The 20,603-nt window shown below is 70.0% G+C and carries 19 protein-coding genes; 14 read left to right on the forward strand and 5 right to left on the reverse strand.

Going from position 1 to position 20,603, the window contains the following annotated elements; translation table 11 throughout:
* The 3 genes from ACGFIK_RS06020 (at position 1) to ACGFIK_RS06030 (ending at position 3,128) form a co-directional block, all read left to right on the forward strand.
* Positions 1–1,164, forward strand: a complete 1,164-nt coding sequence (locus tag ACGFIK_RS06020) for a M20 family metallopeptidase (RefSeq protein ID WP_327025262.1) — start codon at positions 1–3, stop codon at positions 1,162–1,164.
* A gap of 47 nt (positions 1,165–1,211) precedes the next feature.
* Positions 1,212–2,363, forward strand: a complete 1,152-nt coding sequence (locus tag ACGFIK_RS06025) for a glutamate--cysteine ligase (protein ID WP_327025261.1) — start codon at positions 1,212–1,214, stop codon at positions 2,361–2,363.
* Between the two features lie 165 nt (positions 2,364–2,528).
* The gene (locus ACGFIK_RS06030; protein WP_393338518.1) at positions 2,529–3,128 is read left to right on the forward strand and encodes a nitroreductase family protein; all 600 of its coding nucleotides are present in this window, start codon (positions 2,529–2,531) and stop codon (positions 3,126–3,128) included.
* Here ACGFIK_RS06030 and ACGFIK_RS06035 read toward each other — a convergent pair.
* Positions 3,112–4,656 (reverse strand): NAD(P)-binding domain-containing protein, encoded by a 1,545-nt coding sequence (locus ACGFIK_RS06035; RefSeq protein ID WP_393337967.1) that lies wholly within the window; start codon positions 4,654–4,656, stop codon positions 3,112–3,114. The two genes, ACGFIK_RS06030 and ACGFIK_RS06035, sit on opposite strands and share 17 nt — an antisense overlap.
* 315 nt (positions 4,657–4,971) lie before the next feature.
* Here ACGFIK_RS06035 and ACGFIK_RS06040 point away from each other — a divergent pair, with 315 nt between their 5' ends.
* A complete protein-coding gene (locus ACGFIK_RS06040; RefSeq protein ID WP_327025259.1) occupies positions 4,972–5,556 on the forward strand; it encodes a hypothetical protein in 585 nt (194 codons plus the stop codon).
* 89 nt (positions 5,557–5,645) lie between these two features.
* On the opposite strand, the gene ACGFIK_RS06045 is transcribed toward ACGFIK_RS06040, so the two are convergent.
* Positions 5,646–6,617 carry a trypsin-like serine peptidase gene (locus tag ACGFIK_RS06045; RefSeq protein WP_393338521.1) on the reverse strand — a complete coding sequence of 324 codons (972 nt, stop codon included), beginning with the start codon at positions 6,615–6,617 and terminating at the stop codon, positions 5,646–5,648.
* A gap of 439 nt (positions 6,618–7,056) precedes the next feature.
* Here ACGFIK_RS06045 and ACGFIK_RS06050 point away from each other — a divergent pair, with 439 nt between their 5' ends.
* From ACGFIK_RS06050 to ACGFIK_RS06065, 4 genes are read left to right on the forward strand one after another with little or no spacing between them, the layout of a single operon-like run.
* Positions 7,057–8,292, forward strand: coding sequence for a glycosyltransferase 87 family protein (locus ACGFIK_RS06050; RefSeq protein ID WP_393337970.1), 1,236 nt, complete (start codon positions 7,057–7,059; stop codon positions 8,290–8,292).
* Positions 8,289–9,332: a glycosyltransferase gene (locus tag ACGFIK_RS06055; RefSeq protein ID WP_327025257.1), complete on the forward strand. Its 1,044-nt coding sequence runs from the start codon at positions 8,289–8,291 to the stop codon at positions 9,330–9,332. The genes ACGFIK_RS06050 and ACGFIK_RS06055 overlap by 4 nt, the downstream gene beginning before the upstream one ends.
* Positions 9,329–10,375 carry a lysylphosphatidylglycerol synthase domain-containing protein gene (locus tag ACGFIK_RS06060; protein ID WP_327025256.1) on the forward strand — a complete coding sequence of 349 codons (1,047 nt, stop codon included), beginning with the start codon at positions 9,329–9,331 and terminating at the stop codon, positions 10,373–10,375. The genes ACGFIK_RS06055 and ACGFIK_RS06060 overlap by 4 nt, the downstream gene beginning before the upstream one ends.
* Entirely contained in the window at positions 10,372–11,001 is a 630-nt protein-coding gene (locus tag ACGFIK_RS06065) for a class I SAM-dependent methyltransferase (protein WP_393337974.1), read from the forward strand. The genes ACGFIK_RS06060 and ACGFIK_RS06065 overlap by 4 nt, the downstream gene beginning before the upstream one ends.
* Before the next feature lie 98 nt (positions 11,002–11,099).
* On the opposite strand, the gene ACGFIK_RS06070 is transcribed toward ACGFIK_RS06065, so the two are convergent.
* The 3 genes from ACGFIK_RS06070 to ACGFIK_RS06080 form a co-directional block, all read right to left on the reverse strand.
* On the reverse strand, positions 11,100–11,906 hold the full coding sequence (locus ACGFIK_RS06070) for an AfsR/SARP family transcriptional regulator (protein WP_327025254.1): 807 nt from the start codon (positions 11,904–11,906) through the stop codon (positions 11,100–11,102).
* A 183-nt stretch (positions 11,907–12,089) separates the two neighbouring features.
* The gene (locus tag ACGFIK_RS06075; protein WP_327025253.1) at positions 12,090–12,806 is read right to left on the reverse strand and encodes a polysaccharide deacetylase family protein; all 717 of its coding nucleotides are present in this window, start codon (positions 12,804–12,806) and stop codon (positions 12,090–12,092) included.
* Positions 12,803–13,807 (reverse strand): glycosyltransferase family 2 protein, encoded by a 1,005-nt coding sequence (locus ACGFIK_RS06080; RefSeq protein WP_327025252.1) that lies wholly within the window; start codon positions 13,805–13,807, stop codon positions 12,803–12,805. The genes ACGFIK_RS06075 and ACGFIK_RS06080 overlap by 4 nt, the downstream gene beginning before the upstream one ends.
* 275 nt (positions 13,808–14,082) lie before the next feature.
* Between ACGFIK_RS06080 and ACGFIK_RS06085 the strand changes: the two genes are divergently transcribed.
* The 6 genes from ACGFIK_RS06085 to ACGFIK_RS06110 are packed head-to-tail and all read left to right on the forward strand — an operon-like array spanning position 14,083 to position 20,526.
* Positions 14,083–15,393, forward strand: a complete 1,311-nt coding sequence (locus ACGFIK_RS06085; RefSeq protein WP_327027078.1) for an aminotransferase class III-fold pyridoxal phosphate-dependent enzyme — start codon at positions 14,083–14,085, stop codon at positions 15,391–15,393.
* Entirely contained in the window at positions 15,387–16,406 is a 1,020-nt protein-coding gene (locus ACGFIK_RS06090) for an NAD-dependent epimerase/dehydratase family protein (RefSeq protein WP_327025251.1), read from the forward strand. Before ACGFIK_RS06085 ends, ACGFIK_RS06090 begins: the two co-directional genes overlap by 7 nt.
* A 10-nt stretch (positions 16,407–16,416) precedes the next feature.
* Positions 16,417–17,385 carry a UbiA prenyltransferase family protein gene (locus tag ACGFIK_RS06095; protein WP_327025250.1) on the forward strand — a complete coding sequence of 323 codons (969 nt, stop codon included), beginning with the start codon at positions 16,417–16,419 and terminating at the stop codon, positions 17,383–17,385.
* The gene (locus ACGFIK_RS06100) at positions 17,382–18,395 is read left to right on the forward strand and encodes a glycosyltransferase (protein ID WP_327025249.1); all 1,014 of its coding nucleotides are present in this window, start codon (positions 17,382–17,384) and stop codon (positions 18,393–18,395) included. The genes ACGFIK_RS06095 and ACGFIK_RS06100 overlap by 4 nt, the downstream gene beginning before the upstream one ends.
* On the forward strand, positions 18,392–19,429 hold the full coding sequence (locus tag ACGFIK_RS06105) for a glycosyltransferase family A protein (protein WP_327025248.1): 1,038 nt from the start codon (positions 18,392–18,394) through the stop codon (positions 19,427–19,429). Before ACGFIK_RS06100 ends, ACGFIK_RS06105 begins: the two co-directional genes overlap by 4 nt.
* Entirely contained in the window at positions 19,426–20,526 is a 1,101-nt protein-coding gene (locus ACGFIK_RS06110) for an endonuclease/exonuclease/phosphatase family protein (RefSeq protein WP_327025247.1), read from the forward strand. The genes ACGFIK_RS06105 and ACGFIK_RS06110 overlap by 4 nt, the downstream gene beginning before the upstream one ends.
* Positions 20,527–20,603: the final 77 nt, after the last annotated feature.

Raw genomic sequence — 20,603 nt, forward strand, 5'->3', positions numbered from 1 at the left:
ATGGACCACGCACGTCGTCTGCGCGATGCCGCTGACAAGCTCCAGGCAGACATGGTCGACCAGTTGGCCACCCTGGTCGGGCACGAGTCGGCACCGGGCTCGCTGCCCCACCTGGAGTCCTGTGCCGACCTGCTCGCCGAATGGGGCGAGCAGGTGCTCGGCCGCCCGGCCGAGCGGGTCGTGCTCGATGGTCTGCCGCACCTGCTGTGGCCGGCGGTGGACCAGCGGGTGCTGCTCCTCGGCCACTTCGACACCGTCTTCCCGGTCGGCACGACCCGGATCAGACCCTTCACCGTACGGGGGAACGTGGCCACCGGCCCCGGGGTGTGCGACATGAAGGCCGGCATCGTGCAGATGTTCACCGCCCTGCGCCTGGTCGAGGACACCTCCACGGTGGGGGTGCTGCTCACGTGCGACGAGGAGAGCGGATCGGTAACCTCCCGACCGTTGATCGAACGGGAGGCCCGGCGTTCCGGCGCGGTGCTGGTCTGCGAGGCGGCCACCCCGGAGGGCCAGGTGAAGGTGGCCCGCAAGGGCGGGTCGGTGTACCGCCTGACCGTCCAGGGCCGTGCCGCCCATGCCGGGGTGGAGCCGCAGCGTGGCGTCAACGCCACCGTCGAGGTGGCCCACCAGGTGCTCGCCCTGGGTGCCCTGGGAACGGCGGACAGCGCGGGCACCTCCGTCACCCCCACCCTGCTCTCCGCCGGAACGACGACGAACACCGTGCCGGAGATCGCCAGCCTGGCCGTGGACGTGCGGGCCTGGACCAGGGCCGAGCTGGAGCGCGTCGACCAGGCCATCCGCAAGCTGGAGCCGCACCTGCCCGAGGCGGCCCTGGTCGTACGCGGGGGCATCAACCGCTACCCCATGCCGGCCGAACTCGCCCAGCCCCTGCTGGAGCTGGCCCAGTCGACCGCTGAGGCACTGGAACTGCCGAAGGTCGTCGGGGCGTACGCCGCGGGGGCCTCCGACGGCAACTTCACCGCCGCGCTCGGCGTACCCACCCTGGACGGTCTGGGTGCGGTCGGGGGTGGGGCACACTCCGCCGAGGAGTACGTGTATCTGGACCGGATGCCGGAGCGGACGGCGCTGCTGGCCGGGCTGGTGCAAGAAGTGTCCTCAATGGAGGTTGCGAACCCACAACTGGTCGGCGGAATCCCGTAACCTGCTCAGCGTCGGCGCACGGCCGACAGTGAGAGGTCGGCGGTGGCATGACTACGGGACAGGGTCCAGGATCGGCCATTCCCCGGTTCGGGGTCGAAGAGGAGTTCTTCGTCGTGGACGCCGACCGGGGTGCGGTCGTCCCGGAGGCGGCCACCGTCATCGATCGCGCCCGGCCGGTGCTGGGCACCCGGGTGGGCGGCGAGATCACCAAACTGCACGTCGAGACCCGCACCGACCCCTGTCTGCGCCTGGCGGACCTGGGAGCCCAGCTTGCCGAGGGGCGGTGGGCCGTGCAGAGCGCCGCCCGGTCGGCGGGGCTGCGGGTGATCGCCAGCGGTTCCCCGGTGCTCGGTGATGTCGTACCACCGCCGATCACCGAGGGACCCCGCCAGGACCGGGGCAACGCCACCTTCCGGGGCCTGCACGACGACCTGGCGATCTGCGCGGTGCATGTGCACGTGGAGGAGCCCGACCGGGACCGGGCCGTGCTGATCGGCAACCACCTGCGCCCCCACCTGCCGGTGCTGCTGGCCCTGACGGCCAACTCGCCGTACTGGTGCGAGCGGGACACCGGGTACGCGAGCTGGCGCAGCCTGACCTGGGGCCGGTGGCCGGTGGCCGGGCCCCCGCCGTACCTGACCTCCGCCCAGCAGTACGACCGCCACATCGACATGCTGCTGGAGGCGGGCGCCCTGGTCGACCACGGCACGATCTTCTGGGACCTGCGCCTGTCGGTGAACCAGCCCACCCTGGAGGTGCGGGTGGCCGACATGCCGGTCACCGCCGGCGAATCCGAGGCCCTGGCCGCTCTGGTGCGGGCGCTGGTGGTCGTCGCCGGGCAGGCGGTCGACACCGGCGACGAGGGGCCGCAGCCGGCAGCTGAGCTGTTGCGGCTGGCCTACTGGCGGGCGGCCCGCGACGGGATGGGCGGCCAGGGGGTCGAGGTGGCGACCGGGCGGCTGCTGCCCGCGGCCACCCTGGCGCAGCGGCTGGTAGAGCTGGCCGGACCGGCCCTGGAGGAGGCCGGCGACCGGCAGCGGGTACAGCAGTGGCTGGCCTGGCTCGGCACGGAGGGCGACGGGGCGACCCGGCAGCGGGCCGTCGCGGCGCGACACGGACGACTTTCCGATGTGGTCGACGAGATGGCTGCTCACACCGCCCCCGGGGTACTGGCGGAGCAACAGGGCACACTTACGTAACGACGACACGCACCCCCCTGGGCAATGCTGGATGAACCGAACGTCGCACGGCCGGCCCGGCCTGTCGGTGACGCCGGTCCACCTGGTTCAGGGAGGCCACAGGTGACCCACACGAAGCTGTTACCGAGGGTTCCGATCCAGCACAGCCGTCGCCGACCGGCGGACATGGTCCGCGAGGCGGAGGCCTTCGCGGACCGGATGGCGCAGCGCCGATCCGTGCGTGACTTCGCTGCCGATCCGGTGCCCGAGGGAGTGATCGAGGCCGCGATCCGGGCGGCCTCGACCGCGCCCAGCGGTGCCAACGTGCAGCCGTGGCGGTTCGTGGTGTTGACCGACCCGACCCGCAAGCGTCGGCTGCGCGAGGCCGCCGAGGCCGAGGAACGCGCCTTCTACGACCACCGGGCCTCAGACCAGTGGCTGGATGCGATCTCCGGGCTCGGCACGGACTGGCGCAAACCCTTCCTGGAGACCGCCCCGGCCGTCATCGTCGTGTTCGAGGTGCACCAGGGGCCGCACAGCCCCAAGCCGTACTACGTCAAGGAGTCCGTCGGCATCGCGGTCGGGGTGCTGATCACCGCCCTGCATCACGCCGGTCTGGTCACCCTGACCCACACCCCCAACCCGATGCGGTTCCTCAACGAGGTGTGCGAGCGACCCCGGGAGGAGCGCCCGTACGTGGTGATGCCGGTCGGCTATCCCGCGCCGGACGCCCTGGTCCCGGAGTTGGCCCGTAAACCGCTGGACGAGGTCATGATCCGCCGTTGAGGTGCCCGGTGAGGAACTCGGTCAACGGCTCGACATGCCGGTCCGGTCGGCGCCACTCGGCCAGCAGGTCCTCCAGCAGATGCTGCTCGGCGATCAGTTCCCCGCCCCGGTAGCGCCGGATCACCGGGTGGATGAAGGCGCTCTCCCGGGCCCGGTCGGGAGTCGGATGACGCTCGATGGCGAAGACGTCGCCGTACTCGTCACGACCCCACCGCAGCGCCAGGGTGTACCAGTGGGTGGCCTCGGCGAAGCGTTCCACGGCGTAGTCCTCCGGCAGGTCCTCGTAGTGCCGGAAGTCGCCGGTGGCCTCGTCGCGGACGAACACGTCGCACAGGTACTCGAACTGGGTCCACAGTGCCGAACTCCAGTTGACCCGGTCCAGCATCAGCTTGGTCAGGGAGGCCGGGTCGGCCGGGGTGGTCGCGTACGACAACGGCACCTGCTCGTAGCGCTCCCGCAGCAGTCGGGTGAAGGTACGCAGGTTGTACCGGAATCCGTCGATGAAGGGTGAGGAGGCGTGCTTGACGTCGCGGGCCTGGGCGATGGTGCCGGCGAAGTACAGGTCGTCGACGTTCGTGGACTGCCAGTCCGGACGCAGGTCGGGCATCCGGCCCTCGCGCACCATGTCCGGGCGGCAGGTCTCGTCGAACAGGGCGGTGTCCATCTGGAAGCCGGTGCACCGCAGCACCTTGTGGTAGTCGAGCACCGCGGTCTCGCCGTCGGCGTGGGTGTAGGTGATCGACACCTGGAAGCGGCCGTCGACCGGCCGGATCTCGTCGATGGTGCAGTCCAGCACGGAGTGCAGGGTCTTGAACTGGTAGCTGTCCAGGATCGCGCCGTACTGGCCGCGTACGTCGCCGGGGTGTTTGGTGTTCCAGGCCAACTTCAGGGGGTGCCGGCTGGCCAGGTGCACCATCGAGGCCCGGCCGAGGATGGCCGAGGCGGTCTCGAAGGCGGAGTTGCCCTTGCCGATGATCAGGACCCGCTGGCCCTCGTACTCCTCGGGGTCGATGACCATGTCCTCGTACCCGGTCGCGTGCTCGATGCCGGGGATGGCCGGCACGAACGGCCTGCCCCAGCCGGTGGCCACGATCAGGCAGCGCGCCCGCACCTGACCCTGGTCGGTGTCCAGGGTGAACCCGTTTTCGGTCCGGGTGATCCCTTCGACCCGGGTGCCGAAGCGGATGTTGAGCTGGTAGTGCCGCTGGAACTCGGCCAGGTAGCGCACCAGGTCGTCGGCGGCCGGCAGGTACTCCTTGCTGAAGTTCGGGAACAGCAGGTCCGGGGAGTCGTTGAGCAGCGAGTTCCAGTCCCAGCGCAGCCGGATCTCGGGATCGGTGCTGTCGGTGTGCACCTTGTTCAGGGAGATCAGCCGGCGGTGGCGGGGGAACCGGCGGAAGAACCCGCCCGGTGAGTCTTCACTTTCGAGCGTCAGGTAATCGGCGCCGTGCTGCTGGAGGTAGTAGCTCAGCTGAACACCGGCGGGACCCGCCCCGACGATGACGTACCTGTGCTCGTTCCCGACCATCGTATGGCCCTTTCGACGGAGAGCTAGATCTATTGACCATGAGATGCACGAGGGCGTGTGTCAATGCTGGGTGGGCATCAGCCGGCGCTGACACAGTTGCCGGAGTAGGTGAAAGCGTGCTGGAATGGCTCACATCGCCGCAGCGTGGGGGCAACCACGCTGGGAACGGCCAGCACGGGAGCATCGCGTGGGGCAGCGCGCCGGTGGGCGGACGCTGCGCGCCACAGCGCCGGGCCGCTCCCCGACACCGGGCACATCCATCCCTGGGCACGTCCTGCCGACTCGGCAGTACCGGCGACGAGGTGAGAAGCAGTCATGGTTTCCCGAGCAAGTTTCGCGGGGTGGTACCGCAACCGTTACGTGTTGGTCGCGGTGATCCTGCTGACGGTGTCGACCGGCGCGGTCGTTCTGGTCAGGACGGCCGGCTCGGAGGCGAGGCCGACGGATCTGCGTGCACAGATCATGACCCGGATGCGGACCATCCTCGAACAGGCAGACCCGGAACAGCACAACCACGCGGGGCACTACCCCCAGCAGGCGGCCGATGGTGAGCAGGCGAAGCCGGCCGTGATCTGCGGGGTCCACGTCTACGGCTTCGAACCCTCCGAGGCGAGCAGACTCACCGACGTGCAGACGGTCTACGGCTTCCACCTGTGCGGGGTCGCCGAGCAGAAGCGCACCTGGGACTGGGCGGTCAAACTGGCCGGTCCGGTGATCATGGACTTGTCGACCGATCCGCCGGGCATCCAGGTGGTCGAGGCGACCGAGGACGTCATGTTCATCGACCGGCTGCGGCAGATGTTCCCGCCGAAGTACGCCGAGCCGGCGCAGAAGGAGGCCCTGGCCCCGGCGGAGATGGCCGACCTGCGCCGCCGGTACGACGCCGCGGCCGGGCTCTGACCGCCGTCCGTCAGGCATCGGCATCCGTACGCCATTCGACGCCGCATCGGCCCCGGCCAGCTGGCCGGGGCCGATGATTTCACGGACCCCTATGCCGGAGAAATTCCTTCGGCGAAGTCGTAGAGGCTCTTGATGTCGTCGTCGAAGTAGGGGCCGTCGAATTGGCCGTTGCCGGGATTGTCACCGTGGCTCACGACACTGTTGATGAATCCGTACCCGGTGCTGTCGTTGTATTCCTGAAGCCAGGGTCCGCCGCTGGAACCGTAGGTCATGTTGCACCACATCCGGATCTGCTGACCGCCGGCGTTCCAGGTGGTGCCTTGGCAGAAGTACTGGCTTTCGCCGCCGCCCAGGTTGGACGGGTAACCGAGGGCGGTCACCGAGACGCTGTAGCCGTAGTTCCAGCGCAGGCCGTGACCACCGACGGTGTCGACGACCTTGAGCCCGTAGGAGCCGCCGTTGTTCATGACGGCGATGCCCATGTCCTCGGCGTAGCTGCTGCTGTTGATCCACGCGGTGCGGGTGTTGAGGCTGGACGCCACGAAGGTGCCGAACGGACGGGCCCCGTCGCGATATCGCGGGACGAACTGCCAGTTGCTGTACCACTGCCCGCCGGCGCCTCCGTGCACGCAGTGGCCCGCGGTCACCACCAGCCGCCGCTTGCCGCTGGCGACCGTGCTGGCCGAACAGGAGGCGGTGCCACCGCCGGGGACGGTGAAGTAGACCTTCCCGACGGCCAGCGACTCGTTGACCATGGTCCGGACGTCGTCCGTGCCGGCGATCCTCGGCGCCATGGGCGCCACCGCGCCCGCCGGCCCGGTGGGCTTGGGTGCGCGGGCCGGTGACTCGACGGCGCCGCCGGGCCGGGCGAAGGTCAGGTCGACCGCCGAGGCCATCCGCTCCGGCGTCCAGAACTCCGCTACCTCCTTGGCGATCTTGTCGTTGGTGATCGCGCGACCGTCCAGGGTGCGGGCCACGGCGCTGGTGTTGCCGTTGCTCTCGGTGGTGGTGGGATTTGCACTGACGGCCGGTGCGCCCCCCAGGACCAACGCGATCGACATTCCGGTGATCGCGGTCCAGCGCAGGGTCGATTTCAAAGAGGACCTCCCTTGTCCTTCGTACTCCCTATTGGGAGCAGGCACAGCGTATTGATTGACAGACATTGATCGCAATGAACAGGAAGTGACGTGTAGCGGACTAGAAAGCGACAGCATTCGCAATCGAAATCGACCACGTACCAGCGCAGTGGCGTGAAGCTGTCACGACTTTGTCGCAATTGGTGTGATCCACAGCCGATAATTGCGACCCGGGCTAGTTGAGGAGATCGCCATTCGCCGGATCACCCCCTTGCGGGGAGGGCGGTTCCCGCCACGACCGGCGCCAGGCCGTGCGCCCGCCCGCTGTCCAGCCCGCCTGCCGTCAGTAATCCAGATCAGTTACAGGAAGCGTTGACGTGTCGATTGTTACCGTCTGCCAACTGACCTTCGAAGGGGGGCTGCCGTGACGATCCTCGCGCCGCCGGCGGCCCCTCGGGCTGACCGGATTCGCAGGGCGCTGTCGGTCACCGCGCTGCTGCTGCTGGCCGGTGCGGTGGCCGCCGCGGCAGTGGTGGTGCATCGGAGCACCGGCCGGTTCTGGGGGGACCTGGCCGTCTACCGGACGGCCGCGATCGCCGCCGCCGGTGGGGACGGCAGGCTCTACGACGCCACCCACCCGGGCGCCGACGGCATCGTGCTGGGCTTCACGTACCCCCCGTTCGCCGCACTGGTCCTGCAACCCCTGGCCTACCTCGGCGCCGCGACCGGGATCGGCATCTGGTCGGCGGTCACCGTGCTCGCCCTGGCCGCCGTGGTCCGCATCGCGCTGCGGGCCGCCGGTACGGCTGCCGACCCCGGTGCCGTGTTGCTGGGCACGGTAGCGCTGCTGCCGGTCTTCCCGGTGGCCGGTCACCTCCAGGTCGGTCAGGTGGGCCTGTTTCTGATGCTGCTCGTCCTGCTGGACCTGACCGGTGACCCGGGCAGCCGCTGGCGGGGGTGGGGGGTGGGTGTCGCCGCCGGCCTCAAGCTGACTCCGCTGATCTTCGTGGCGTACCTGCTCTGCCTGCGCCGGTGGCGGGCGGCCGGGGTGGCGACCCTGGCCTTCGGTGCCACCCTCGGGCTCGGTTTCGCCTGGCGGCCGGCCGACTCGCTCCGGTTCTGGGGCGGCGGTCTCTTCGACACCGCCCGGGTCACCGCCGACCCCCGGACGGTGCTCAACCAGTCCCTGCACGGTGCGCTGGCCCGCCTCGGTGACACCGCCGAGGTCACCGCCGTCTGGCTGCCGCTGGCGATCCTCACCGGGGCGGCCGGGCTGGTGGTCGCGGTGCGGTGTGTCCGCGCCGGCGATGAGTTCATCGGCGTGCTGGCCTGCGCGACGACCGGTCTGCTCGTCTCGCCGATCGCCTGGCACCACCACTGGGTGTGGTGCGTACCCGCCCTGGTGCTGCTGGCGGTGCGCGGCCGGCGCGCGGGTGACCGGGTAGCGGTGGCTGCCGGCGCGCTGCTCTGGGCCGCCCTCGTGGCCAGCGCGGCCTGGACCCTGATCGGGTTACGCGGCACGGATCTGCACTTCCGGGGCCTGGAGTTGCTGCACACCAACCTGTACGTGTTCGTCGGTCTGCTGGCGCTGGGCTGGCTGGCGCTGCGCCCCCGAGGCGGACGGGCCGACCATGACGACCTCGAGAGGTGGGCCCGGTGAGGGTGTCCGTGGTGGTACCCAACTACAACAAGGAACGGACCCTGCGGGACTGTCTGTCGGCGGTCTACGCCCAGACCCCACCGCCGGCAGAGGTGATCGTCGTCGACGACGCGAGCACCGACCGGTCCCGGCAGATCGCGGCCGAGTTCCCCTGCACCCTGCTGGCCTTCGACGCCAACCGGGGGGTCTCGGCGGCCCGTAACGCCGGTGCCGTACGGGCCGGCGGTGAGGTGCTGTTCTTCGTCGACTCGGACATCGCCCTGGCACCCGGGGCCCTGGCCGCGGCCGTACGCACCCTGACGGCGTACCCGGACTGCGGTGTCGTGCAGGGCATCTACGATCTGCGTCCGCTCTACGACGACGGGCCGGTCGAGGCGTACAAGACCCTGTTCGAGCACTTCTGGCGACGCCGGGCCACCGGGCTGACCAGCACCACCATGTTCGCCCTCACCGCCGTACCCAAGGAGGTCTTCGACCTGGTCGGGGGCTTCGACGAGCGGCTGCGCGACGCCGAGGACGTGGAGTTCGGCACCCGGCTGCCGCAGCGGTACACCATCCGGGTCAGCGACGAGATCGTCGGCCGGCACGACGACGTGGATCGGCTGCGGCCGTACCTGTCGGAGCTGTTCCGCCGCGCGGTGACCTACGCCGGGGCGGTCGTCGCCACCCGGTGGGAGCGCCCGGCCGCCACTGCGGGCGACGACCGTGCCGACCGGGCGCCACACCAGGTCGACCTCGGCTCGGTGGTCGGCATGGTCTCCAGCGGCCTGACGGTGGCCAGTGTCCCGCTGATCCTGCTGTCACCCTGGTGGGCCGCCCTGCCGGTGGCCCTGATCGGCGCCGCCGTGGTGGCGGACCGGCACCTGCTGGCCTTCGCCCTGCGGCACCGCGGCCCCCGGTTCCTGCTCTACGCCGCCGGTCTGCGGTGGCTGACCCACCTGACGGAGTTCTTCGGCATGGGGATCGGGGTGTCCGGTGCCCTGCTGCGGCGGATCCGGGCGCTGGGGGCCCGACCGGCCACGGTGGAGTCGCGCCGATGAAGGGCCGCTGGTGGCGGTTGGTCAACCGGGCGTTCACGGTCGCCTTCGTGGTGGCCCTGAGCGTCGGTCTGGTGCTGTTCGTCCGCTCCCAGGACTGGACCCCGGTGGCCGCCCTGGCCGGTCAACTGGACCCGTGGCGGGTGGCGGTGGCCGTGACCGGGGCCCTGCTGATCAACGCCGCCGGTCTGCTGCTGGGGATCGTCTCCTGGCGGGCGATCTTCGTCGACCTGGGGGCCCCCGTGGACCAGTGGACGGCGTACCGGCTGTTCTTCGTGGGTTTCCTGACCAAGTTCGTACCGGGCCGCTTCGTCGCCCTGCCGGTCCTGCTGCGGATGGGCAAGGAGATCGAGGTGGGACCGATCCGGCTGGCCGGGGTGTTCCTGCTCAGCTGGGCGGTGGTGGCGATGACCGGGATGACGGTCGCCCTGGCGGCCGGGCCGGCGGTGCTCTCCGGCGCCACCTGGTGGCTGGTGCTCGCCACGGTCCCCCTGGTCGCCCTCGTGGTCCGCCCGGATCTGCTCAACCGGGGGATCGGGCTGGCCGCCCGGCTGCTGCGCCGGCCGCCTCCGCAGGTCGCCGCCTCCGCCTCCGGCCTGCGTCGCGCCGTGGCCGCGCAGACCCTGTCCTGGTTCATCTCCGGGCATCACCTGTGGCTGCTGGCGGTGGCCGCCGGTGCCCCACCGGTGCGGTCGTACCTGATCTGTGTGGCGGGGTTCGCCGCCGCCGCGGTGGCCGGTCTGGCGGTGGTCGTGGCCCCGGACGGGCTGGGGGTACGGGAGGCGGTGCTGATGCTCGGGCTGGCCACCGTACTGCCGGTGACCGTGGCCACTCCGGTGGTGCTGATCAGCCGACTGGTCTGCGCGCTCAGTGAGGTGGCCGTCGGCGGGGGCGGACTGGCGCTGGCGCAGTACCTGCATCGGCGGCGGCTGCGGCTCAGCCAGCCCACCGAGGCCGGGCCGCAGCAGAGTTCCGTCGAGGGGCCGGTCGGCGGCCCGGTGCACACGCAACTGTCCGGCATGAGCCCGGCGGAGAGGGGTCGGTGACGACGGTGTCGAAGCTGAGGATGATCGTGGGGCGGATGGGTGCACCGGTCCGGGCGCTGGTACGACGCAGCCCACGGTTGAACGCGGCACTCTGGGACGCCCAGTACGCCCTGGGTTTCTGGGGCTACCTGGACGAGGCCGGGGGTGGCAGTGTGCCGCTGTCCCTGATCGAGGAATGGGCACCGCACCCGACGATTCTCGACCTGGGCTGCGGCACCAGCGCCAACCTGACCCTCTCCCCCGGCCGCTACCGGCACTACCACGGGGTGGACATCAGTCGGCGAGCGATCCGGACGGCCCGGTCGCTGAATCGCGCGGACGCCTCGTACGCGGTGGCCGACATCCGGGGGTACCTCCCACCGGACCGGTACGACGCCATCCTGCTGCGCGAGGTGATCTACTACCTGTCCGTGGACGAGGCGGCCGAACTGCTGGGTCGGTTGCCGGGGCTGCTCACCCCACGCGGCCGGATCCTCGTGCAGATCTACGACGTGCAGCGGTCCCGGCAGTTCGTGCAGGTGATCCAGGACTGCGGGCTCGACGTGACCACCTGGCAGGCCCCGGGGTCCGGCGAGGACTGCCCGGACGCCTTCTTCGTGCTGACCCCCGCCACGGTCGAATCCTGACCCGTCGGGATCGAATCCAGACCCGGGATCGGATTCTGACCGCCGGGGTCGAAGCCTGAACCAGTTGCCGGGTGGTCCGCCCCGGGCCACCCGGGCGGTCAGACCCGCACTCGCCGCTCCCACCACGGGAAGACCGTGACCGGCTCGCTGCGCAGCAGCCGGCGATGCAGGTCCTGGAGCCGGTGGCCGGGTTCCACCCCCAGCCGGTCGGCGAGGGTGGTCCGGGCGTCCTGGAAGGCGGTGAGAGCCTCCGCCCTTCGGGAGGTCTGCCCGAGTGCGACCAGCAGCAGTTCCCACAGCCGTTCCCGCATCGGATGCTCGGCCAGCATCCAGCGCAGCTCGGCGACGACGTTCTCGATGTCGCCGACCAGCAGCCGGACCCCGGTCATCTCCTCCAGCACATCCTGGCGAAGCTCGGCCAGCCGGATCCGTTCCGCCTCGGCCAGCGGGCCGGTGGCCTCGTGCAGGGCCCGCCCGGACCATCGGTCGAGGGCCCGCTGGAACAGGTAGAGGGTCCGGGGCAGATCCTGCTGGGAGCGGGCGGCACGGGCGCTGCGGACATCCTGCTCGAAGCGGACGATGTCCACCGCGTCAGCCGGGATGTCCAGGGTGTAGCCGGGTCGGGTGGAGCGCAGCACCCGGGCCAGGGCGGGCCGGTTGCCGGGGGGTTCCAGGGCACGGCGCAGCCGACCGATGTAGGTGTGCACCATGTTCTCGACCGAGTCGGGCCGCCGGCCCACCCAGATCGCCTCGACGATCTGAGCGACCGACATCACCGTGCCGCTGCGGATCGCCAACACCGCCAGGACCTCCCGTTGCCGGGGCGTGCCCAGATACAGCTGGGTGTCGCCCCGACAGGCCCGCACCGGCCCCAGGAGCTGTATGGACAGTTCATCTTGCGACATCAGTGTCTCCCCCACCCCGCCGGACCGGGGCGTCATGACCCGGATCGGCGATCTTCGGCGGCTCCGTCCTGGCAGCGGACGCCCACGACACTGAGGGCGGCCCGGTCTGACCAGTGAGCCGACTGATTGACGTGTGACTATCCGGCCCCATGCACGGGCAGGCCATGGCAAGGTCCACGGCAGCTACCGCTGGTCCGGGACGGTGACGAAGCGGAGCCCCTGGTCGGCCAGGCGCGGCAGCACCTCGGCCAGGGCCGCGACGGTCTGTGACCGGTCGCCACCGCCGTCGTGGCAGAGCATGATCTGCCCCGGTCTGGTACGCGACAGCGACCGGGCGATCCGGGCGACCCCCGGAGTACGCCAGTCACTGGGGTTCACCGTCCAGTCGACCGGGGTGAGGCCGAGCGCCGCGGTGGTCCGCAGGACCCTCGGCGACCAGTTACCGCCCGGTGCCCGAAACAGCGCGGGGGTGACCCCGACGGCGTCCTCGATCTCGCGTTGGGTGTGCACGATCTGGGCCCGCAGCTCCTGCCGGGTGAGGGCGGCGAAGGGCTGCGGGTGGGACATCGAGTGGTTGCCGATCAGATGACCGGCCTCATGCACCAGGCGGGCCAGGTCCGGTCGTTCCCGTACCCGGTCCCCGATCAGGAAGAAGGTGGCCCGTATCCCGTGCTGGTGCAGCAGGTCCAGCAGCGCAGGGGTCCACTGCGGATGCGGACCGTCGTCGATGGTTAGGGCGATCTCCTCTCCGGCCAGCCCGAAGGCCGGCCAGTGGCGGCCACCGGTGGTGGGACGACGGCGCAACGCCTGCTGCCCGCGGTAGGCGAAGAGCAGATAGTGCAACGTCTGGGCGTGCAGGTGGGCACAGAACCGGGTGAGGGGCCCACGACCGGTACTCATCGGGAGGTCTTCGCCGCGAGGCTGGCCCGGGTCGGTCCGAAGTCGCGATCAAGTAGGTGGCGTACCCCGCCCACCAGTGCTCCACTGACGACGGCCAGTTGGACCAGCAGGTGCACCCCGAAGAAGAAGGCCGTGAAGGCGGGCCCACGCTGGCGCAGTACGAAGCGCAGCAGAGCCGGCTCGGCGACGGTGAACAATACGAGGAACAGCAGGGACAGCACCGGCCAGCCACCGGTCAGCAGCGCGGTCGGCAGGGTGGCCGGTACCAGGGTCGCGGTCAGCAGACCGGCCCGGGTGTTGGCGCGGATGCCGGCCGGTCCGCGTTCGGCCCGGGCGACCGGGATCAGCATCTGCGAACGGCGGAACTGTTTGTGCAGCAGTGCCCCGAGCCGATCGTCGTCGTCGTGGCGGCAGACCATCGTGTCGGTCAGGACGATGCCGTACCGGTCCCCCATCCGGTCGCCGATCTCCACGTCCTCGGAGGCGCGCAGCTTCTCGTCGAACAGACCGACCGAGGTGAAAACCTCCCGCCTGATGAGACAGATGGCGAAGAGGGTGGTGCGGACCCTACCGACATTGCGCAGTCGCCAGTAGTGCCCGTGCAGCAGCCGGTACGCCTCGACCGGGCCGTCGTCGATCAAGGGTTCGAGCGAGTAGATGCCGTGTACGCAGGCCACGTCGGGCTGATCGCGGAGGATGGCCAGGGCGTTGCCGAGGGCGTCCGGTTCCGGTGCGCAGTCGGAGTCCAGGAAGAAGATCAGGTCGCCGGAGCTGGCCTGGATGCCACGGTTACGGGCGGCAGCCGGTCCCACATTGCGGTCGGTGACCAGCAGTCGGCAGGGGAACCGCCGCGCGATCTCCCGGGTGTCGTCGGTGCTGGCGTCGTCGACGACGATCACCTCGGTCACCGGGTGTCGCTGCCGATGGATCGCGGCAAGGCACGCAGTCAGGGTCTTCGAGCTGTTGTGGGTCGGAACGACGACCGACACCGTCGGCGGCATGACGAACACCTCAATGGGGTTTGGATAATGCGCGAGAATTGATCGTCGGTAATTGGATCAGGCCCTGACCCAAGTTATCGAGCGGCCACCGACCACGCAAGGGTTGCCTTGCGTAGTCAAGGTTGCATCCAGCGAGGGTCCAGGAAAGATCGCGGGGCAATAGTTAGCGTCGCACCATGCCCAATCTCGTCAGTATCGAGGAATGCGAGCGGCTCACCGTTCGTGAGGTGCACGATCTCTATCGGCAGTACGTGAACGCCAGCCAGGTCAATCTGATGACGTCGTTCGGGTTCGGCCGGGATTTGGTGGACAGCGCCGAGGGCGCCTACCTGACCTTAGGTGACGGCCGGCGCATCCTTGACCTCACTGGCGGAGTGGGGGTGCTCAACCACGGCCACAACCATCCACGGATCCTGGCGGCCCGACAGCGGTTCGCCGAGCGTCGCCGGATGGAGGTGCACAAGACGTACTTCTCCCCCTACCTGGCTGCGCTGGGGCACAATCTGGCGCAGCTGCTGCCCGGCGACCTCTCCATGTCGTTCCTGCCGAACTCCGGTGCCGAGGCGGTGGAAGGGGCCGTGAAGCTAGCCTATAAATACCACGGGGGCCATCGGGGTACCATCCTTCGGGCAGACTGCGCCTTCCACGGAAAGTTGCTCGGCTCCGGCGGACTCACCGGCCAGCCGCACTTCAACTTCCCGACAATTCCGGGAATCGCCACATTTAGCTACGGCGATCTGGATTCTGTTCGGTCGGCTATCGAGCAGCACGCCGGCGATGTCTATGCCCTGATCGTGGAACCCTTCAGCGCCTCCACCATTCAGTGGTGCGACGAGGATTTCCTTCGCGGGGTACGGGAACTGTGCGACCGACACGACATCGTGCTCATCTTCGATGAGATCTACACCGGTTGGGGCAAGACGGGCAGCTTGTTCTATTTCATGCGCTATCCCGGTCTGATCCCGGACGTGCTAACCACCAGCAAATCGTTCGGCGGCGGCAAATCGTCCATATCGGCCTTCGTGGCCCGCAAACCGGTGTTCCGTAAGGCGTACGACAACCTGACGGACGCCCTGCTGCAGAGCACCAGCACCACCTACTACGGCATGGGCGAGGAGTGTGTGACCGCCCTGGAGGCGATCAACATCGCGGTGGAGGACGACTATCCGGCCCGGGCCCGCGCACTGGAGCGGGTCCTGGAACCCGCCCTGCACCGGCTGGCCAAGGAACACCCGGAGGCGGTGGGCCGGGTGGCGGGCGCCGGGGCGCTCTGGGGCGTACACATCGACGGCGGCCCCAAGATCCTCGACCTGGTCTCCCGGCTGGCCCCCGCGGGCATGGCCCGCGACCCCCGGTTCAAGGCCAAGCTGGTGACCTGCGCCGTGATCAACGCGCTCTACCGGGACCACGACATCTTCACCTACTACACCCTCAACGGGCTGAACCCCCTGATCATCGGCCCCTCCCTGGTCACCGAGCCGGCCGATGCCCAACGCGCGGTGGAGGCCCTGGACGAGGTGCTCGGCCAGGGGTTGACCCGACTGGTCACCCGGTTCGTCGCGCAGAAGGTGGGTTCGCTGTGGTGATCGCGATCACCGGCGCGGCCGGCATGCTCGGCTCCCGGCTGGCCGAACGTCTGATCGCCGACGGCCACCAGGTCCACGGGGTCGACCTGCGGTCCGAGCCCACGGTCAGTCACGTCGGGGACATCCGCGACCCCGAGCTGTTGGCCCGCGCCTTCACCGGAGCCACCGCGGTGATCCACTGTGCCGCCGCCCTGCCCAGCTACCCGGCCGACCAGATCCGGTCGATCATCATCGACGGGACCCGCACCGTCTTCGAGGCCGCCCGTCGGGCCGAGGTGGGGCGGGTGCTGCACATCTCCTCGACCGCGGTCTACGGGCTGCCCAAGCAGGTGCCCACCCCGGAGGAGCATCCCCGGATGCCGGTCGACACCTACTCCGCGGCCAAGGCCGCCGCCGAGGAGATCGCCGAGCGGCACCGGGCCGAGGGCCTGCCGGTGGCGGTGCTACGCCCCAAGACCTTCCTGGGCCCCGGGCGGATGGGGCTGTTCGCCATGCTCTTCGAGTGGGCCGAGGAGGGCCGCAACTTCCCGGTCCTGGGCCGTGGCGACGTGCGGATCCAGATGTTCGCCGCGGAGGACCTGGTGGAGGCGGTGCTCACCGTGCTCACCGCCGACGACGACCTGGCCAACGACACCTACAACCTCGCCGCCGAGCGGTTCGGCACCCTCCGGGAGGACTTCCAGGCCGTCCTGGACGCCGCCGGTCACGGCCGGCGGGTGGTCTCCCTGCCCGCGCGGCCGGCCCTGTTCACCCTCAGCCTGCTGGAACGCAGCCGCCTGTCACCGGTCTACGGTCGGCTGCTGCACAAGCTGATGGCCGACTCGTACGTCAGCATCGACAAGGCCCGGCAGCGGCTGGGTTTCCATCCGAAGCTGTCCAACCAGGACGCCATCCTGCGCACCTACGAGTGGTGGCGGGCCGAGCGGCACCGTGAGCAGCCCAGGGGCGAGGGCCGGACCAGCCGTGATCCCTGGCGGCAGGGTCTGCTGGCCGCCACCAGGATCTTCTTCTGACGGGGCCATGATGACAGCCGCCGACACCGTCGTGGAGCCGGTCGCCCCGGTCGCCGCCAACCGCGACACCCGCCTCCGACCGCTGCCCCGCCACCTGCTCGCCCTGGCCCGGCCGGGTCATGTCGTCAAGAACCTGTTCGCCGTTCCGCTAGCCCTGATCGACACCCCGGTCTGGACCCTCACGGCGCTGTGGCGGTGCGTCTGGGCGGTGGCCGCCTTCACCCTCGCCTCCTCGGTCATCTATGTCCTCAACGACATCGCCGACCGGCACCGGGACGGGGCACACCCGGAGAAGCGGCACCGGCCGATCGCCGCCGGGCACGTCCCGGTCCCGGTGGCCTGGGGGTACGCGGGCCTGCTCGCCGCCGGACTGATCACCCTGACCGTCACCGCTCCCCCGATGGCCTGGTGGCCCCTGGTCGGCTACCTGCTGCTGAGCGCCGCCTACAGCAGGTGGCTCAAACACCAGCCACTGCTGGACGTCTGTGTGGTCGCCACCGGCTTCGTGCTGCGGGTGCTGCAGGGCTACGCCGCGGTCGAGACGCCGCCGTCCAGCCTGCTGCTGACCGCGGTGTTCAGCGGCTGCCTGGTGCTGATCCTCGGCAAACGCCGACACGAACTGGCGGTCCTGGGCGCCGGGCACCGGCCCGCCCTGGACGGCTACAACCTGCTGCTCGCCGACCACCTGCTCGGCCTGACCACCACCCTGGCCGGGGTCTCCTTCCTGCTGTACCTGCACCTCGACACACCGATCGACGCCTACCCGCCGGCCGTGCTGGCCCTCGTCGTACCCCTGGGGCTGCTGGCCGCCTTCCGGTACCTGCAGGCGGTACTCGTGCAGCGCACCGGCGGCGATCCGATCCGGATCCTGCTGCGCGATCGGACGATCGTCGGTTGCGCCGTACTGGTCGGTGTCGTTCTCGCCGTAGCACAGCTCAACGCCCGCTATCCACACCTGCTGACCTGGACGGAAAGATGAGCCCTCCTCTGGTGTCGGTCATCGTGCCGAACTACAACTACGCCCGCGCACTGCACCTGTGCCTCGACTCCCTGCGGGCCCAGACATACCCGCAGCTTGAGATCATCGTGGTGGACGACTGCAGCACCGACGACTCGGTGGCGGTCGCCGAGGCCCACGGGGCCCGGGTCGTGCGTACGCCCAGCAACAGCGGGCCCGCCGCGGCCCGCAACCTCGGTGCCGCGGTGGCCGCCGGTGAGATCCTGTTCTTCATCGACTCCGATGTGGCCGCCCGTCCCGACGCGGTAGCCAACGCGGTCGAGCTGCTCACCGAGGACCCGACCATCGGCGCGGTCTGCGGCAACTACGACCCGGTCCCGCTGATCCGGGACAGCCTCCTGGAGGAGTACCGCTGTCTCCAGCAGTCCTACTGGCTGATCGCCGACGAGGGTCGCATCAGCACCCTCTACACCGCCCTGCTGGCCATTCCGACCCGGGTGTTCGAGGAAATCGGCCCCTTCAACCCCCGGTTGCGGGAGACCGAGAACGCCGACTACGGCCTGCGGCTGGCGGAGCGCTACGGGATCCTGCTCACGCCCAGGGTGCGCGGTGTGCACGACCACGACCACGAACTGGGGGTGCTGGTCCGCAAGGTCTTCACCCGCACGGCACTGCACATCCCGATGTACGCCCGCAAGCCGGAGTTCCCCGGCGGACTGCGCAGCGGCCCCCGCGCCTGGGTCAGCATCGCCGCCCCGCTGGCCGTCCTCACCCTGGTGCTGCCGGTGCTGCTGGGCCCGGCCTTCCTGCTGGTGCCGCTGGCCGCCTTCGCCGCCTTCGTCGCCGGTGACCTGCCGATGCACCGGTTCGTCCTGGCCGAGCGGGGCTGGTTGTTCCTCTGCTACTTCGTAGCGATGCACTTCTTCCTTAATCTGGTCATCGCGGTCGCTGCGGCCTCCGGCGTGATCGCCTGGTTGTCCTCACCCCGCTTCCGCCGGCTCTACGATCGTCCGGAGGTCGCCACCCGATGAACGCGTTTCCGCTGGTCTCGGTGATCGTGCCGAACTACAACTACGCCGAGTCCCTGGATCTCTGCCTGCGGTCCATCCTCGACCAGACCTACCCGAACATCGAGCTGGTGATGGTCGACGACTGCAGTACCGACCAGTCCGTCGCGGTGGCCGAGGCCCTGGGGGTCCGGGTGCTCAGCACGGGCACCAACGGCGGCTGCGGCACCGCCCGCAACGTCGGCGCCGCCCACACCAGCGGCGAGCTGATCTGCTACGTCGACTCCGACCTGGCGCTGGCCCCGGAGGCGATCGCGACCGCGGTGAGCATCCTGCGGGCGGAGCCGACCGTCGGGGCGGTCTGCGGCATCCAGGACCCCGAGCCGCTGCTGCACGACACCATCGTCTCCCGCTACCGTGGCCTCCAGTATCACTACTGGTCGATCAGTTCCGAGGGTGACGTGTCGTTCCTCTTCCCCGCCGTGTGCATGATCCGGCGCTCCGTGTACGACGAGATCGGGCCGTTCAACCCCGCGCTGCGGCAGACCGAGGAGGTCGACTACGGCTACCGGCTGACCCGTCGGCACCGGATGCGGCTGACCTCCGAGGTACGCGGCCGGCACGATCACGACCACGAGCTGCGGGGGCTGCTGCGCAAGCTGTTCCACCGGGGACGGTTGCGCATCCCGCTGTACGCGCGGGCCCGACGCTTCGGCAAGGGCTTCGAGACGGCCTCCCGCGCCTGGGGCTCCCTGGTCGCCTTCCTCAGCCTGCCGGCCCTGGCCGCGCCCCTGCTGCTGGGTGGCTGGTGGGCCCTGCTGCCGGCCCTGCTGTTCGGCGCCTCCCTGGTCTGCGACGCCGGGATGTACCGCTTCGTCCTGCGTCGGCAGGGGCCCCTGTTCCTGCTCGGCTTCGTCGTGTTGCAGTTCATGGTCAACGTGACGATCACGGCCGGGGTGGCCAGCGGCGCCGTGCAGTGGCTGCTGTCCCGGCCCTTCCGCGAACTGTACGACGCCTCGTTCCCGATCGACGGCAACCGCCAGTGGAAGTCGGCGTGACCACAGCGGCTCCCGCCGAGACCGTAGCCGACCAGGCCCCGTCCCTCCACCCGCCCCGGCGGCGGTGGGCGGGGCGGGTCCTGGTCGGCGCCGCGGCGCTCTGGCTGGTGTTCACCCTCGCGCATGTGATGATCAGCGGGCGGTCCTGGCTCTGGCTGGCGGTGGACACCGTGCCACCACCGGCCTTCCTCCTGATGCCCCTGGTGCTGGGCCTCGGCGCGATCGTGAGCCGACACCGCCGGGCGGTGGCGCTGCTGGCCGCCGCCGGGCTGCTGCTCGGGGCGGGACTCAGCGGGGTGAACCTGCGGTGGTGGCAGGGCGGTGACGGCCCCGCCCCGCCGGACGTCCTGCGGGTCTTCTCCTGGAACACCGGCTACTGGGACGAGTGGGGCCAGACCGAGGCGCTGTACCGGGTGCTGCGCGAGGCCGACGCCGACGTCTACCTGTTGCAGGAGTACTGGTACGAGCAGGGCCACCCGACGGAGGAGACCCTCGCCCGGCTGCGGGCCGAGTTCCCCGAACACCAGGTGGTGGTCCTGGGTGAACTGGTGACCCTCTCCCGGGTGCCGGTGCTGCGGCAGGTGCCGGTGGAGGCCCCCGACCTGCCCGCAGCGATGGCCGAGGCCGGCGACGAGTGGCGGTACAAGGCCCTGCGTACCGATCTGGACCTCGGTACGGGTCGGGTGCTGTCGACGTACAACGTGCACCTGCCGGTGCAGATCTCCCCCGAGCATGGCCCGTTCGACGGCGACTTCTACCGGATCATGCGAGAACAGCGCGCCCAGCGGGAGCCGCAGTGGCGGGCCCTGGCCCGTGACGTCCGCGCCAATCCCCACCCGGTGCTGCTCGCCGGTGATCTGAACACCACCCCGGCGATGGGTGACCTGCGCAAGGTGCCCGAGGGCCTGCGGGACGCCAAGTACGCCATGTCCTCGCCGTATCCGGCCAGTTGGGGCTTGCGTCCCGGATGGCCGCACTGGTGGCGGTTGGACTGGGCCTTCGTCTCACCCCAGGTGCGGGTGCACGACTACCGCTTCGGTTCGGCGGGCGGGGCCTCCGACCACCGACCGCAGGAGTTGCGGGTCTCCATGCCGTGACCGAGGACACGCACCGTGCGTAACCGGTCACCCTCTGATCAGGCAATTCCCGCGTGATGCCCGCCGATACACCCCGT

It is taken from the genome of Micromonospora sp. NPDC048871 (genome assembly GCF_043198155.1).
In the GTDB taxonomy this organism is placed as follows: Bacteria; Actinomycetota; Actinomycetes; order Mycobacteriales; family Micromonosporaceae; genus Micromonospora.

What these genes read in the sequence shown, in the direction of transcription:
- ACGFIK_RS06030 (WP_393338518.1), top strand. Translation starts at nt 2,529, where the DNA reads ATGGTCCGCGAGGCGGAGGCCTTCGCGGACCGGATGGCGCAGCGCCGA.
- ACGFIK_RS06060 (WP_327025256.1), top strand. Translation starts at nt 9,329, where the DNA reads ATGAAGGGCCGCTGGTGGCGGTTGGTCAACCGGGCGTTCACGGTCGCC.
- ACGFIK_RS06035 (WP_393337967.1), bottom strand. Translation starts at nt 4,656, where the DNA reads ATGGTCGGGAACGAGCACAGGTACGTCATCGTCGGGGCGGGTCCCGCC.
- ACGFIK_RS06025 (WP_327025261.1), top strand. Translation starts at nt 1,212, where the DNA reads ATGACTACGGGACAGGGTCCAGGATCGGCCATTCCCCGGTTCGGGGTC.
- ACGFIK_RS06070 (WP_327025254.1), bottom strand. Translation starts at nt 11,906, where the DNA reads ATGTCGCAAGATGAACTGTCCATACAGCTCCTGGGGCCGGTGCGGGCC.
- ACGFIK_RS06100 (WP_327025249.1), top strand. Translation starts at nt 17,382, where the DNA reads ATGAGCCCTCCTCTGGTGTCGGTCATCGTGCCGAACTACAACTACGCC.
- ACGFIK_RS06045 (WP_393338521.1), bottom strand. Translation starts at nt 6,617, where the DNA reads ATGTCGATCGCGTTGGTCCTGGGGGGCGCACCGGCCGTCAGTGCAAAT.
- ACGFIK_RS06080 (WP_327025252.1), bottom strand. Translation starts at nt 13,807, where the DNA reads ATGCCGCCGACGGTGTCGGTCGTCGTTCCGACCCACAACAGCTCGAAG.
- ACGFIK_RS06040 (WP_327025259.1), top strand. Translation starts at nt 4,972, where the DNA reads ATGGTTTCCCGAGCAAGTTTCGCGGGGTGGTACCGCAACCGTTACGTG.
- ACGFIK_RS06075 (WP_327025253.1), bottom strand. Translation starts at nt 12,806, where the DNA reads ATGAGTACCGGTCGTGGGCCCCTCACCCGGTTCTGTGCCCACCTGCAC.
- ACGFIK_RS06105 (WP_327025248.1), top strand. Translation starts at nt 18,392, where the DNA reads ATGAACGCGTTTCCGCTGGTCTCGGTGATCGTGCCGAACTACAACTAC.
- ACGFIK_RS06095 (WP_327025250.1), top strand. Translation starts at nt 16,417, where the DNA reads ATGACAGCCGCCGACACCGTCGTGGAGCCGGTCGCCCCGGTCGCCGCC.
- ACGFIK_RS06020 (WP_327025262.1), top strand. Translation starts at nt 1, where the DNA reads ATGGACCACGCACGTCGTCTGCGCGATGCCGCTGACAAGCTCCAGGCA.
- ACGFIK_RS06085 (WP_327027078.1), top strand. Translation starts at nt 14,083, where the DNA reads ATGACGTCGTTCGGGTTCGGCCGGGATTTGGTGGACAGCGCCGAGGGC.